The sequence below is a fragment of the Actinophytocola sp. genome, from assembly GCF_045807065.1.
Lineage (GTDB): Bacteria > Actinomycetota > Actinomycetes > Mycobacteriales > Pseudonocardiaceae > Actinophytocola.
Genome location: NZ_JBJMIE010000422.1, coordinates 1 through 13042, shown reverse-complemented (window position 1 = coordinate 13042; position 13042 = coordinate 1). Strand labels below are relative to the sequence as shown.

The window sequence follows — 13042 nt, the reverse complement described above, 5'->3', positions numbered from 1 at the left end:
GGCGGTGACCTCCATGCCCTGTGCCTGCTCGGGGGAGAGGTACTGCGCGGTGCCCACGACCATGCCGGTGCGGGTCAGCGGGGTGGCATCACGCGCCTGGGCGATGCCGAAGTCGGTCAGCTTCACCCGCCCGTTCGGCAGCACCATGATGTTCGACGGCTTGACGTCGCGGTGCACGATGCCGGCGGCGTGCGCGATGTCCAGCGCGTCGAGCAGCTGGGCGGCGATCCGGGCGACGGCGTCCGGCGGCAGCGGTCCCTGGCGGGCGACGAGCGCGGCCAGGGTGGGCGCCTGGATCAGCTCCATGACGATGTAGGTGGCGCCGGACTCCTGGACCACGTCGTAGACCGTGACCACGCCCGGGTCGTTCAGGCGCCCGGCCGCGCGGGCCTCCCGCAGCACGCGTTCCTCGAGCACCCGCCGCTCGTCCTGGGGCACCCCGGCGGGCAGGTGCAGCTCCTTGATCGCGACCCGGCGGCCGATCGTCCGGTCCTCGGCCAACCACACGATGCCCATGCCGCCGCGGCCGATCTCCTGCAGTAGCGCATAGCGGCCGGCGATCACCCGCTGTTGGGTCGCCTGTTGGGGCTGCTGAGTCACGTGCGGGATGTTAGATGGTTCCTATGCCGGCATGGGTCCTCCACGTCGACCTCGACCAGTTCATCGCGGCGGTCGAGGTCCTGCGGGACCCGTCACTGGCGGGCAAACCGGTCGTAGTGGGCGGCCGCGGCGACCCGACCGAGCGTGCCGTGGTGGCGACGGCCTCCTACGAGGCGCGGGAGTTCGGCGTCCATTCGGGCCTCCCGCTGCGGCTGGCGTCGCGCCGGTGCCCGGCCGCGGTGTTCCTGCCCGCCGACCCGACCGCCTACGACGAGGCGTCGGCGCGGGTGATGGCGGTGCTGCGGTCGTTCGGGGTGCCGGTGGAGGTGTTGGGCTGGGACGAGGCGTTCATGGGTGTCTCCGTGGACGACCCGGTCGGGTTCGCGCGGTCGGTGCAGGCGGCCGTGCTCGACCGGACCAGGCTGGCCTGCTCGGTGGGCATCGGCGACAACAAGCTGCGGGCGAAGCTGGCGACGGGCTTCGCGAAGCCGGCCGGGGTGTTCCGGCTGACCCGCGAGAACTGGGTCGAGGTGATGGCCGACCGCCCGACCGCGGCGCTGTGGGGCATCGGCAGGAAGACGGCCCGCAAGCTGGCCGCGCTCGGCTGCACGACGGTGGCGGAGCTGGCGCGGGCGGACCCCGACGTGCTGGCCGCGGCGCTGGGGCCGCGGATGGGACCGTGGTACCGGGAGCTGGCGCGGGGGGCGAGCAGTGCCGAGGTGACGGGCACCCCGTACGTGGCGAAGTCACGAAGCCGGGAGACGACGTTCCAGTCCGACCTCGACGATCCGGCGGAGATCACCGCCGAGGTGGTGGCGCTGGCGCACCGCGTCGCGGCGGACGTGGCCGAGGAGGGCAGGCCGGCGGCGAGGGTGGCCGTGAAGGTGCGGTTTGCGCCGTTCTTCACCCACACCCGCAGCATGACCCTGCCCGCACCCACGGCCGACGCCGCGCTGCTGGAGAAGGCGGCGCTGGCGGTGCTGGGGAAGTTCTCCCTGGACCGCCCGGTCCGGTTGCTGGGCGTCCGCGCGGAGTTCGGCGAGGATCGGACATAGTGGCGTCATGCACTTCGTGATCGTTCCCGGCATCAACGGCTCCGGCGAGGAGCACTGGCAGAGCATCTGGGAGTCGGCGTGGGGGCCGGCCGCGACGCGGTTCGCCCCGTCCTCCTGGGACTACCCGGACTTCGACGACTGGTGCGCCGCACTCGACCGGGCCGTGGCCGGGGTCGACGGCGACGTGGTGATCGTCGCGCACAGCCTCGGCTGCCACGCCGCCACGGCACGGGCACCGCGGCCCAACGTGCGCGGGCTCTTCCTCGTCGCCCCGCCGGACGTCACCCGGCCGGACTTCCCCCGCGAGGCCGCCAGCTTCACCACGCTGACGCCGGCACCCGTGCCCGTGCCCGGCCTGGTCGTCTACGGCGAGGACGACCCGTACTGCGAACCGGCCGTGAGCGTGCGCCTGGCCACGGGTTGGGGACTCCCCCACGTCAGCGCCGGCGAGGTCGGGCACGTCAACGTGGCGGCCGGGGTCGGCGGCTGGGCGTTCGGCCAGGCGCTCCTGATCGCCTTCACGGCCGGCATCAGGCGGGGCTGATCAGACCGCGCTCACCTCGTGGCCGGCCTCGCGCAGTGCCCTGGTCGCGCGGTCCACGTCCGCGGACCGCACCAGGACGTGGTCGGTGTCGTACGTGGACACCGCGAGCAGGGTGACGCCGGCCGCGGCCAGTTCGCCGGCGAGGGCGGCCATCACGCCGGTCAGGTCGAACTCCAGCGGGCCGCGGACCGTCAGCAGCCGCCAGCCCGGCCGGCTGTCGTCGCTTCGGGGGGCCACCGGCGACGGGCACACCACGGACACGCCGTTGGCGGTCGTCGTGACCGACACCAGGCCCTTCGCCTCGATGCGAGGTGGCGGTGCGCCCGTCGGCAGGCGCGTGATCGTGTACTCCTCGGGCGCGAGGTCGACGGCGAGGCGCTTCACCCGCGTCAGCCTTCGGTGACGAACGGGCTCGACGCGACCTCGGTGCCGTCCGGCAGCGTCGAGATCACGAAGTCGTCGAACACGTTCGTCGCGGCCTTCTGCAGCTGGCGCAGGCACTCGACGGCCAGTTCGCGGATCTCGACGTCGGCGTGCTCGCTCGCGCGCATGGCGATGAAGTGGCGCCAGGCCCGGTAGTTGCCCGTGACCACGATGCGGGTCTCGGTCGCGTTCGGCAGCACCGCCCGCGCGGCCTGGCGGGCCTGCTTGCGGCGCAGCGTGGCGTTCGGGACGTCCGCGAAGTGCTCCTCCAGGCCCTGGAGCAGCTCGGTGTACGCGGCGACGCTCGCCTCGGCCGCGGCGCGGAACTTCTCGTGCAGCACCGGGTCGCTCGCGATGACCGCCGGCTCGACCATGGCCGCCTTGCGCTCCGGGACGTATCGCTGGGAGAGCTGGGAGTAGGAGAAGTGGCGGTGGCGGATCAGCTCGTGGGTCAGCGAGCGCGAGATGCCGGTGATGTAGAAGGTGACGGTGCCGTGCTCCAGTACCGAGAGGTGCCCGACCTCGAGGATGTGGCGCAGGTAGCCGGCGTTGGTCGCCGTGGCCGGGTTCGGTTTCTTCCACGACTGGTAGCACGCGCGGCCCGCGAACTCGGCGAGTGCCTCGCCACCCTCCGCGTCCGTCGACCAGGGCACGTCCTCCGGCGGGAAGAACTCCGTCTTCGCGATCAGCTGGACCTTGGGCGACACCGTCTCCGTCATGCCGAAGAGCCTAACCGGCGCTTGCGGGTGCACGGGACAGCGACGCGAGGCAGGGCCGGCGCGGAGTGCTGTCACGAGGACACTTGCGTGATGTCACTTGTGATGTCACGATGGCATCATGGATCTCACACCATATATCGCCGCACTGCGGGAGGACCTCGTCACGGCCGCGTCGGCCGGTGATGAGAACACCCGCAGGTCGGCCGAGGTGCTCGCGGCGGCGTTGGAGCCGGCCGCGCGCCTCGCGATCATGAACGCGCTGTCCGACCTGGCCGCCGAGGTCACCGCCTCGCTGGACGACCACGTCGTCGACGTCCGGCTCGCCGGGCGGGACGTGCAGGTCGTGGTCACGGGCCGGGGCACGCCACGCGACGACCCGCGCGCGGACGACGTGCCGCCGGTCGACGAGACGGTGGGGGGCGACATGAGCCGTATGACACTGCGCTTGTTCGAGCAGCTCAAGGCCAAGGCGGAGCAGGCGGCGGCGGCGCAGGGGGTGTCGCTCAACACGTTCGTGCAGCAGGCCGTCCAGGGGGCGCTGCACCGCAAGAGCGGCTTCGGCGGCAAGGACTGGAGCCGGGAGTGGAGCCGCGGCTGGAGCGGCGGCCCGGAGCGCGGGCAGAGCCAGAACCGCGTCCACGGTTGGTACGAGGGGTGACGAAGATGACCGAAGAACAGTCCGAGGACGTCGTGCGGCGGCAGAGCTTCGAGGCCGAGGGGCCGGTGGAGCTGGACCTGGGCACCGCGGGCGGCGCAGTCACCGTCCGGCTCGTCGACGAGCCGGGGGTGCACGTCGAGATCCGGCACGACCCGGCCGCGGGCAGCCCGTGGGCACAGGGGATCACCAGCATCATGAGCTGGGTCAACACCCAGTTCCCGCAGTTCGCCGGGCAGCTCGGGGAGAGCGTGCCGGCCGGGTCGAACGCGGAGGCGGAGGCCGTGCGGCAGACGCGCGTGGACTACACCGCCGGCCGGCTCGTGGTGCGGACGCCGAAGGAGCTGCAGCTGCGGAACGTGCCCGTCGCGGTGTCGGTGCAGGCGCCGGCCGGCTCGCACGTGGCGGCCAGCAGCGGCTCCGGGCACGTGAACGTCTCCGGCCGCGCCGGCCGCCTGGACCTGCACACCGGCTCCGGCCGGATCACCACGGACCAGGCCGAGAGCTCGGCGAAGGTCGAGACGGGCTCGGGCACCGTCCGCCTCGGCCCGATGGCCGCGGGCCTGCGCGCGAAGACCGGCACGGCCGACATCGAGGTGACAGCCGTCGGCGGCGCCAGCACGATCGTGACCGGCAGCGGCGACGTCTGGCTGGGCGCGGTGACCGGCGACGTGCTGGCCCGCACCGGCAGCGGCCGCGTGACGGTCGCGAACGCCGCGGCGGGTGAGCTGGAGCTGCACTCGGGCTCGGGCGCCATCCACGTCGGCATCCGCAAGGGCAGCCCGGCCGAGGTCGACCTGGCCTCCGGCTCCGGCGAGGCCCGGACCGAGCTGGACCTGGCGACCAGACCCCCGGAGAGCAAGCCGCCGCTGCGCATCCGCGGCCGCACCGGCTCCGGCAGCGCCCTGGTCACGGCGGCGACCGAGTAACCACCGCCGAACAGGAACAGGCCCAACCGAGGGGGACCGGCCTGGGTGATGCCTCCCTCCCCAGCACCGGAGGCACCACCCAGGCCACTTCCATTCACGCGAGTCTCACCCGCAGCACTCGCGAGTCCCGCCAACAGCACCCCGAGTCCGGGCACAGCACCCGCGAGTCCCGTCCAGCGGCCTGACCGCGTGTACTCGAAAACACAACTCAGGGGTGCCGAACGTTGGACTCGCGGGTGCCGAACGTTGGACTCGCGCGGGTCAGGGTTTGAGGGCCGATCGGACCTCCTTCACCAGGTTGCCGTTCGGGCCTGCCACCACCCTGTCCAGGCCGAGCCAGTCGGCCATCAGGCGTAGCTCGGCCGCCAGCTCGTGTGCCACTCGTGTGTGGTCCACACCCGGCTCGGCGAACACGCCCCTCGCCCGCAGGACGCCTGCCACCCGGTCGGTCTTCAGGTCCACCCGGCCCACCAGCTGCCCGTCGAGCAGGAACGGGAAGACGTAGTAGCCGTACACGCGCTTCGGCTCCGGCACGTAGATCTCGATGCGGTAGTGGAAGCCGAAGATCCGCTCGGTCCGCTCGCGCCGCCAGACCAGCGGGTCGAACGGGGCGAGCAGCGCACGGCCCGTGACGCGCCGGGGCACCCGCGCGTCGACGTGCCGGTACGCCGGGTGGCGCCACCCGTGCACCGTCACCGCCTCGACCAGGCCCTGCTCCACCAGCTCGGACAGGGCCGCCTTCGACCGGTCGGGCGGCAGCCGGTAGTAGTCGCGCAGGTCCGGTTCCGTGCCGATGCCGTGCGCCGACGCCGCGCGCAGCATCAGCTGCCGCGCGGCCTCGTCGTCGGAGACCGGCGGCGCGGACAGCACCTCCGGCGGGAGCACCCGCTCGGGTAAGTCGTACAGGCGCTGGAAGCTCCGCCGCGTGCCCGTGGTCAGCTCGCCCGTCGCGAAGAGCCACTCGCACGCGTGCTTGACGTCCGACCGGTTCCACCAGCCGCCCGGCGCCTTCCTCGCCCGGCGCTGCGACAGGCCCAGCTCGTCCTCCAGCGGGCCGGCGCCGATCGGGCCCAGCTCCTTGACCGCCGCCAGGACGTCGTCGAACAGGCCCGGTGACCGCTTGCGCAGGGCCGCGAACCGGGTGGCGTACTTGCGCTCGTACTCACGCATGCGCCACCGGAACAGCGGCCAGTCCTCGACGGGCAGCAGGCTCGCCTCGTGCGCCCAGTACTCGACCAGCATCCGTGGCCGGCGCGCGCGGTGGCTCCACGCCGCGTCGTCGACGAGGTCGGCCGGGTACGGGCCCAGCCGGCTGAACAGCGGCATGTAGTGCGCCCGCACCGCGACGTTCACCGAGTCGAGCTGGATCAACCGCACCCGGTCGAGCACCCGGCGCAGGTGCCGCCGGGACACCTCTCCCCCGGGCCGGGCGTCGGTGAACCCCTGCGCACCCAGCGCGATCCGCCGTGCGGCATCAGCGCCGACCGAGCCGAGCGTGGTCGTGACCTTCATGGTGAAACGATCGCACGGAGCACCGACAGGAACTCGGGCTACCGAGGTCGGAACGCGGAACCCTGGATCGGCCCGATGTCGGTGATGGTGGCGACGCAGCGGTAGACGCCCAGCTCGGTCGACTTGTCGTCCGACGACGGCGGCAGGATCTCCGCCTGCCACTGCTCCGCCCCGAACCGCGTCGCGTCCCCGTAGCGCGAGGCCAACAACGTCTCCATGGAGCACACCTTCTTGACCGTGGGGTGCGCCTCCAGCACGTCGGTGTACGGGTCGGCGACATCACCCGGCACCAGGGCGATCGCGTACGTCTCGTACACGTGGGCCTGGTCGCACGGCAGCCGGCGGATGCTGTCGACCTTGCCGTTGATCACCACCATGCCCGACCAGCACTCGGCCTTCTCCACGCACGTCGCCTGGCCGCCCTCGACCTGCGCGGCCGGGCAGCCCTCGGTCGACGTCCGCACGCCGTAGATCTCGCTCGGCGACCTGGTCGGGCTCGTGGTCGTGGGGTTGATCGTGTCCTCGGCCCGCTGCCGCCCGTCTCCCCCGGTGTCCCGCAGCGTGAAGTACCAGACGCCGGCGAGCACCAGCACGGCGGCGAGCGCCGCACCCGACCAGATCGCGACCTTGTTGTTCTTCCGAGCGGAGGACGCATCGTGGCCGGGCGGCTCGCTGGGCGCGGGATCCTGCCGGAAAGGCGGCGGGCCGGACGGGTACCGCGGCGGGTGGCCGGCCGGCGGGTGCGACGGACGCCGCGTCGCGACCGTCATCACCGGCGCGGTCACCGCGTGCCGCGGGCTCGGGAAGTCGCCGACGTTCAGCTGCGACAGGTCCGCCCGCAGCGCCGCCGCCTCCGGGTAGCGGTGCGCCGGGTCCCGGGCGAGGCCGCGCCGCAGCACCGCCATGAACTCCGGCTGCACCCCGGGCACGTCCACGATCGGCGTGTCGTGCAGGCGGAGGATCTCCGGCACGCTCAGCTCGCGGTCCGGCGGGTACCTCGGCGGGCGGCCCGCCAGCAGCGTGTACAGCGTGGCGGTCAGCGCGTAGACGTCCGACTGCGGCGTGGGCGGCACGAGGTGGAACTGCTCGGGGGCCGCGTACGCCGGGGTCAGGGCCTCGAGCGTGACCGAGGTGTCCCGGCCGGTCTCCATCAGCGCCGCCAGGCCGAAGTCCGACAGCGCGACCGTGCCGTACCGCTTGACGAGGATGTTGCCGGGCTTGATGTCCCGGTGCAGCACGCCGAGGTCGTGCGCGGCGGCCAGCGCGTCCGCGATCTTCTGGCCGATGTCGGCGACCTCGCGCGGCGGCAGCGGACCGCGCTCCGCGAGCGACCCGCTCGGGCAGAGCTCCATCACGATGTAGGGCCGGGAGTCCGGCAGCACGCCCGCGTCGTAGATCTCCACGACGTGCGGATGCCCGGACAGCCGCCCCGCCGCCCGGACCTCGCGGAGGAACCGGCGCTGGTCGCGGTCGTCCAGGATCACGCGCGTGTCGACCTTGATCGCCACCTCGCGGTCGATCGTGAGCTGGCGAGCGCGGTACACCACGCCGAAGCCGCCGCGCCCCACCGCGTCGACGACCTGGTAGCCGGGGACGGAGACGGTCACGGGCGAGAGCGTAACCGAGGATTGTTCACGGTCCCCGACGGTTTGCAGGATTCCGTCAGCAACTAGTTTCGTGTGCATGGCCGAAGCCACCGTCCGCCCCGCCGAGCCGTCCGACGCGGCCGAGATCGCCCGCATCCAGCTCGTCACCTGGCGTGCCGCCTACCGCGACCTGCTGCCCGCCGAGGTGCTCGACGCCCTGGACGCGGCCGAGGCCGAGGCGACCTGGCGGCACACCATCGAGCAGGGCCCGGCGCGGGTGTTCGTGGCGAGCGAGGGCCGGTGGCATGTGGGCTTCGTCGCCGCCGGGGTGTCGCCGCAGGACGACTCGGCCGAGGCGGACGGCACGCCGGTGCCCGACGCCGACCGGGTCGCGCTGGTGAGCACGCTGCTGGTGGAGCCGCGCTGGGGCCGCCGGGGGCACGGCGGCCGGCTGCTCGCGGCGGCCGGCGAGGCGATGCGGGCCGACGGGCTGGCCAGGGGCATCAGCTGGGTCGCCGAGCAGGACAAGGCGTCGCTGGGCTTCTGGCAGCGCGCGGGGTGGACGGCCGACGGCACGGTGCGCACCCTCGACGCGGGCGGCCGCCCGCTACGGGAGGTGCGCCTGACGGGCACGCTCGGTTTCGAACTGGAAAGCTGACACAACCACCCGGCCCCGTGCGACGTCTCCTGTATCGGAAGGCGCCGTCCTGACCTGAACCCGACACGCGCTCGGGTACGCTGCGTCAGTTCTCGACCCTCGGCTGGAGGTACTGCCTGTGATCGCATGGCTCGGTCTGACGCTCGGCGTCGCTTTCGGGTCCGCGATCCTTCCCCTGGTCAGCATCGAGATCTTCCTGATCGGCCTGGTCATGCAGCAACCACACATCCCGTGGCTGTTCCTCGGCGCGGTCGTCGCGGTCGGGCAGGTGTCCGGCAAGCTGCTGTACTACTACGCCGCCAAGGGTGACCTGCACCTGCCGGCGTTCCTGCACCGCCGGCACAAGGAGAAGCTGGAGACGCCGCGCCGGCTGCGCTGGCACCGCCGGACCAAGCGGATCCGCATGTGGGTCGAGGCGTTGCGGGAGAAGTGCCACCGCCACCCGAAGTGGATGGTCGGCACGTACGGGATCAGCTCGGTGCTCGGCCTGCCGCCGTTCATGGCGACGTCGGTGCTGGCCGGCATGGTGCGGATGAGCCTGGGCGCCTTCCTGGGCGCCGGGCTGGTCGGGCGCTTCATCCGGTTCAGCGTGCTGGCCGCGTCACCGGCGATCTGTGCGGGCTGGTTCTTGTAACCTCCATCTAGGCCAGCGCCCAGGCGTCGCCGATACAGCCTTCCTCCCAGGCCCAGCGGCTGTCCTGCTCGCCCTCGCGCAGCAGCCGTTTGACCGCGACCAGGTCCGAGTCGGCGGGGACGTTGAGCGCGACGATGCCGTACGGCTCGATGCCCTCGCCGTCGATGCCGAAGGGCTTGAAGGTGTCGAGCACGGCCTGCCGGTCGCCGAGCAGGGGTCCGCTGCGGAACGGGATGACCCGGATGGTGCAGTTGCCGGACCACTTGATGGTCCGCTCCGCCCAGAACGTGCCGTCCTCGTCCTGGGTGACCGACACGACGTCGAAGCAGGCGAAACCACGCGCGAAGAACGGGATGTTGTCCAGCACGACGACGCGGTCGCGGGGGGTCGGGGTGGCCCACATCCGTTCGACGGTCACGGGCGGCCAGCCCTCTCCGTCCTGTTCCACCGCGAAGTACACACGCACGTGGTCCGTCATGGCGCACAGTCTGGCGTACGGGCGGCGGAGTCGCAGCTCCGCCACCCGTACGAGCGAACCCACCGCGTCAAACCAGAACTTCCTCGTCCGCCGGCACGAGTGCCACGCGGACCCGGTCGGGTTCGTAGGCCAACCGGGGCACGGCGAACACGGCGGTCGCCGAGCCGTCCGGGGTGCGAGCGGCGTAGGTCAGCAGGCGCCACTCGCCCTCGTCCCAGTGGTCGAGCAGGTCGGAGGTGAGCTGTTCGACCACCGACCGGTACGCGTCGCTCTTCCACAGCTGCTGGACCGTGGACTCCAGCGGGATCTCGACGGTGTGCCCCGCCAACGGGTGCCGCCGCTTGACTCGCCAGCGCCGCAACCGGAGCAGCCACCGGCCGTCCAGTTCCGGCGACAGCGCGACGATGACGGCCCCCTCGACGATCAGCACGCCGACCGTCGCGAGTGGACTGTCGAACCACGGATCCGTTGCCGTCGCGGCGACAGCGCTCAGCACGCCGAGCAGCGCCGCCCGCGCGAAGCCGCGGCCGCGCACCGGCGTGTGCTTGTCACCGAGGCAACCGCACGACGACTCCGGCGCCCTGAGCTTGCCGTAGGCCAGGTAACCCAGCATGCCGGCCGACAGCACCGCCGCCGCGTAGGCCTCCGCCGCGTGGACCGGTGGTGCGAGCAGCAGCAGCCCGACCAGGGCCTCGACGGCGCCGACCGCCCGGTACGCGCCCGCGGCCCGCTCCTTGCCGACCAGCTTCGCGAGCACCGATCGACGCGCGTGTGCGGAAGCGTTGCGGTGCAACAGTTTGAAGCCGCTCGCCCACAGCAGCACGCCACCGACCACGGCCTGCTGCGCACTTGCCAACCATGCCATGCCGCTCACACCGTCCCCTCGCGGGCTCGGTGACGCCGTTCGTCGGCGTGGCGGTGCCCGTGCTCCGCTCGACGGTTCGCTACGCGAGCTCCGCTCATGACCATCACGCCGCCGCGTAGACGGTGGCGACGTCGACCTCGTTGGTGTCCGGTCGCCACGCGCCGATCACCTGGGCGTGCTTGCCCACCTCCAGCAGCGAGAGGTCGCTGACCGCGGGCGTGTTGTTGTAGACCGCCGCGGTGGTGCCACTGACGACGTGGCCGACGATCCGGTCGCCGTAGTGGTCGAGGTGCAGCACGTCGCGGCCGATGGAGGTGATGTGCACCTGGAGGTTCACGATGTTGAGCCAGACCGCGTCGGCGGCGAGCGTGCCGTCGGGCATGCGCACGCCGCGGGCGTAGAGGCCGTCGCCGACCTGTGCCGCGTCGGTGGTGGTCGGGCGCAGCTTCCACACGCTCGTTGCCTTGGTGAGGTGGATCTGGTTGAGCGTCCGGTCGGAGCTGGTCACGATCAGCAGGCCGCCCACCATGCCGGTGATCCGGCCCTCGACGAAGTTCGGGTCCGGCGCGCCGGCCTCGACGTCGAGCTTGGGGTCGGCCACGGCCTCGGGAGCGACCGAGCCGATGGTCGTCGCGGTGACGACCGTCGCGGTGGCGCCGAGCACGGCACTGGAGAGGAAACGCCTGCGTCCCAGGATGTCTGCCATGGTCAGCTCCGGATGGTCACGGGCATGATGCCGCTGGACAGGTTGCCGATCGCGCTGTACGCGGACGGGGTCAGGTCGAGCAGGCGGTTGGTCGCGCACTTGCCGCTGCAGCACACCTGCTCGCCGCACCACAGGTCCGTCTGCGGCCCGCAGTCGGCGATCGTCACGGCGATCTCCGTTGTGCCGCAAAGGTTCTTGACGTAGAAGGTGTGGCCGCAGGTGCGGCGTAAGACGTCGTTACCGCACTTGTCCGGCCTGGTGATGGAGAAGCACGAGTCGGACGTGTTGGGCCAGGCGCAGTGGCGACTGCCGGACTTGCAGTTGCCACAGGCGCCGCCGCCCGCGGAGCCGCATGGGCCCCAGGCCGCGCCGCAACAGAACCACGACGCCTCGTTCGTCGTTGGTGCCCTCGGATCCAGTTCTGCCATGGGTCATTCCCTTCGGGGGATGCCCCGGGGTCACGCGTCGGGCCATGGCTGGACAGGGGTGAGCCCACGTCGACGACGCGGACGCACCCTCATCTCTCGTCCGGCCCTCATCGCGCAGGGTCCCGGTGCAGGGGGTGGGACTTTCGCACGAACAGACAAGAGTTGGTTATCCACTGACGATTCTCGACCGTACTTGCGGCTGTCCGTTTTCGCGCCGACCAAGCGGCGTAGCCGGGCGAGGCAACCGGCTCAATTCCGTCACACTTGGACGGTGGGAACGCGCGCGTCTCGCGTCGCACCCCTGAGTCGGGTGCAACTCAGGGGTGCCGAACGCGAGACTCGCGGGTCAGAGGGAGAGGACGTTCTCCAGGCCGACGGTCAGGCCGTCGCGGGTCAGGACCTCGCGGACGCCCAGGAGCACACCGGGCATGAAGGACTTGCGGTCCAGGGAGTCGTGCCGGATGGTCAGGGTCTCGCCCTCGCCACCGAACAGGACCTCCTGGTGTGCCACCAGACCGGCGAGGCGGACCGAGTGGACGCGGACGTCGTCCACGATGGCGCCCCGGGCACCCTCCAGAGCGGACGTCGTCGCGTCCGGAGCCTCGCCAAGGCCGGCTGACGCACGGGCCTGCGCGATCAGGGACGCCGTGTGCGCGGCCGTGCCGGACGGGGCGTCGACCTTGCCCGCGTGGTGCAGCTCGATGATTTCCGCCGACGGATAGTAGCGGGCCGCCAACTGGGCGAACTTCATCGACAGGACCGCCCCCAGCGCGAAGTTGGGGGCGATCAGCACGCCGACGGACGGCTTGTCCGCGAGCCAGCCGCGAACCGTCGCCAGCTTCTCCGGGGTGAAGCCGGACGTGCCCACGACGACGCGGATGTCGTGTGCCACGCAGAACCGCAGGTTGTCCAGCACGGCGTCCGGGTGGGTGAAGTCCACGACCACCTCGGCGCCGGCATCGACGAGGTCGGTCAGCGCGTCGCCGACGTCGACCCGCGCCACCAGGTCCAGGTCCGGGGCCGCCTCGACGGCCCGGCACACCTCGCCACCCATCCGGCCCCGCGCACCGAGCACACCGACGCGAACAGCCACCTCGATCACCTCACTTCTGAGCGGAGCTTGCGGAGCGAACGTCATCCCCGAGCGAAGCTTGCGGAGCGAACATCACTTCTGAGCGGAGCTTGCGGAGCGAACATCATCTCCGAGCGGAGCTTGCGGAGCGAACATCATCTCCGAGCGGAGCTTGCGG

Annotated in this window: 16 protein-coding genes; 6 read left to right on the top strand and 10 right to left on the bottom strand. The window is 72.0% G+C overall.

Annotated features, from left to right (window positions below; all coding sequences use genetic code 11):
- Positions 1–600 (bottom strand): serine/threonine-protein kinase (locus ACJ73U_RS24880; protein WP_407780117.1); only part of this gene is annotated, 600 nt, incomplete at its 3' end.
- A gap of 23 nt (positions 601–623) precedes the next feature.
- Between ACJ73U_RS24880 and ACJ73U_RS24875 the strand changes: the two genes are divergently transcribed.
- Together ACJ73U_RS24875 and ACJ73U_RS24870 are read left to right on the top strand one after the other, a co-directional pair.
- Positions 624–1655, top strand: coding sequence for a DNA polymerase IV (locus ACJ73U_RS24875; protein WP_407780116.1), 1032 nt, complete (start codon positions 624–626; stop codon positions 1653–1655).
- Positions 1656–1662: 7 nt separating this feature from the next.
- On the top strand, positions 1663–2199 hold the full coding sequence (locus ACJ73U_RS24870; RefSeq protein ID WP_407780115.1) for an RBBP9/YdeN family alpha/beta hydrolase: 537 nt from the start codon (positions 1663–1665) through the stop codon (positions 2197–2199).
- Here ACJ73U_RS24870 and ACJ73U_RS24865 read toward each other — a convergent pair whose 3' ends face one another.
- Positions 2200–2583 carry an ACT domain-containing protein gene (locus tag ACJ73U_RS24865; protein WP_407780114.1) on the bottom strand — a complete coding sequence of 128 codons (384 nt, stop codon included), beginning with the start codon at positions 2581–2583 and terminating at the stop codon, positions 2200–2202.
- Positions 2584–2588: 5 nt separating this feature from the next.
- Entirely contained in the window at positions 2589–3341 is a 753-nt protein-coding gene (gene thyX, locus ACJ73U_RS24860) for an FAD-dependent thymidylate synthase (RefSeq protein ID WP_407780113.1), read from the bottom strand.
- 118 nt (positions 3342–3459) lie between these two features.
- Here thyX and ACJ73U_RS24855 point away from each other — a divergent pair, with 118 nt between their 5' ends.
- Positions 3460–3999: a toxin-antitoxin system HicB family antitoxin gene (locus ACJ73U_RS24855; protein ID WP_407780112.1), complete on the top strand. Its 540-nt coding sequence runs from the start codon at positions 3460–3462 to the stop codon at positions 3997–3999.
- 5 nt (positions 4000–4004) lie between these two features.
- Positions 4005–4925, top strand: a complete 921-nt coding sequence (locus ACJ73U_RS24850; protein WP_407780111.1) for a DUF4097 family beta strand repeat-containing protein — start codon at positions 4005–4007, stop codon at positions 4923–4925.
- 261 nt (positions 4926–5186) lie between these two features.
- Here the strand turns inward: ACJ73U_RS24850 and ACJ73U_RS24845 are convergent, their stop codons facing one another.
- A complete protein-coding gene (locus ACJ73U_RS24845) occupies positions 5187–6437 on the bottom strand; it encodes a winged helix-turn-helix domain-containing protein (protein ID WP_407780110.1) in 1251 nt (416 codons plus the stop codon).
- A 38-nt stretch (positions 6438–6475) separates the two neighbouring features.
- The gene (locus ACJ73U_RS24840) at positions 6476–8044 is read right to left on the bottom strand and encodes a serine/threonine-protein kinase (RefSeq protein WP_407780109.1); all 1569 of its coding nucleotides are present in this window, start codon (positions 8042–8044) and stop codon (positions 6476–6478) included.
- A gap of 76 nt (positions 8045–8120) precedes the next feature.
- Between ACJ73U_RS24840 and ACJ73U_RS24835 the strand changes: the two genes are divergently transcribed.
- Both ACJ73U_RS24835 and ACJ73U_RS24830 read left to right on the top strand, forming a co-directional pair.
- Positions 8121–8681 carry an N-acetyltransferase family protein gene (locus ACJ73U_RS24835; RefSeq protein WP_407780108.1) on the top strand — a complete coding sequence of 187 codons (561 nt, stop codon included), beginning with the start codon at positions 8121–8123 and terminating at the stop codon, positions 8679–8681.
- Positions 8682–8799: 118 nt separating this feature from the next.
- The gene (locus ACJ73U_RS24830; RefSeq protein WP_407780107.1) at positions 8800–9315 is read left to right on the top strand and encodes a hypothetical protein; all 516 of its coding nucleotides are present in this window, start codon (positions 8800–8802) and stop codon (positions 9313–9315) included.
- Between the two features lie 7 nt (positions 9316–9322).
- On the opposite strand, the gene ACJ73U_RS24825 is transcribed toward ACJ73U_RS24830, so the two are convergent.
- The 5 genes from ACJ73U_RS24825 to dapB form a co-directional block, all read right to left on the bottom strand.
- Entirely contained in the window at positions 9323–9793 is a 471-nt protein-coding gene (locus tag ACJ73U_RS24825) for a DUF4265 domain-containing protein (protein WP_407780106.1), read from the bottom strand.
- A gap of 67 nt (positions 9794–9860) precedes the next feature.
- Complete coding sequence (locus ACJ73U_RS24820) at positions 9861–10658, bottom strand: MauE/DoxX family redox-associated membrane protein (RefSeq protein ID WP_407780105.1); 798 nt, start codon at positions 10656–10658, stop codon at positions 9861–9863.
- A gap of 103 nt (positions 10659–10761) precedes the next feature.
- The gene (locus tag ACJ73U_RS24815; protein WP_407780104.1) at positions 10762–11364 is read right to left on the bottom strand and encodes a cell wall protein; all 603 of its coding nucleotides are present in this window, start codon (positions 11362–11364) and stop codon (positions 10762–10764) included.
- Positions 11365–11366: 2 nt separating this feature from the next.
- Positions 11367–11792 (bottom strand): hypothetical protein, encoded by a 426-nt coding sequence (locus ACJ73U_RS24810; protein WP_407780103.1) that lies wholly within the window; start codon positions 11790–11792, stop codon positions 11367–11369.
- Between the two features lie 346 nt (positions 11793–12138).
- Complete coding sequence (dapB, locus tag ACJ73U_RS24805) at positions 12139–12930, bottom strand: 4-hydroxy-tetrahydrodipicolinate reductase (RefSeq protein WP_407780102.1); 792 nt, start codon at positions 12928–12930, stop codon at positions 12139–12141.
- Between the last annotated feature and the right edge of the window lie 112 nt (positions 12931–13042).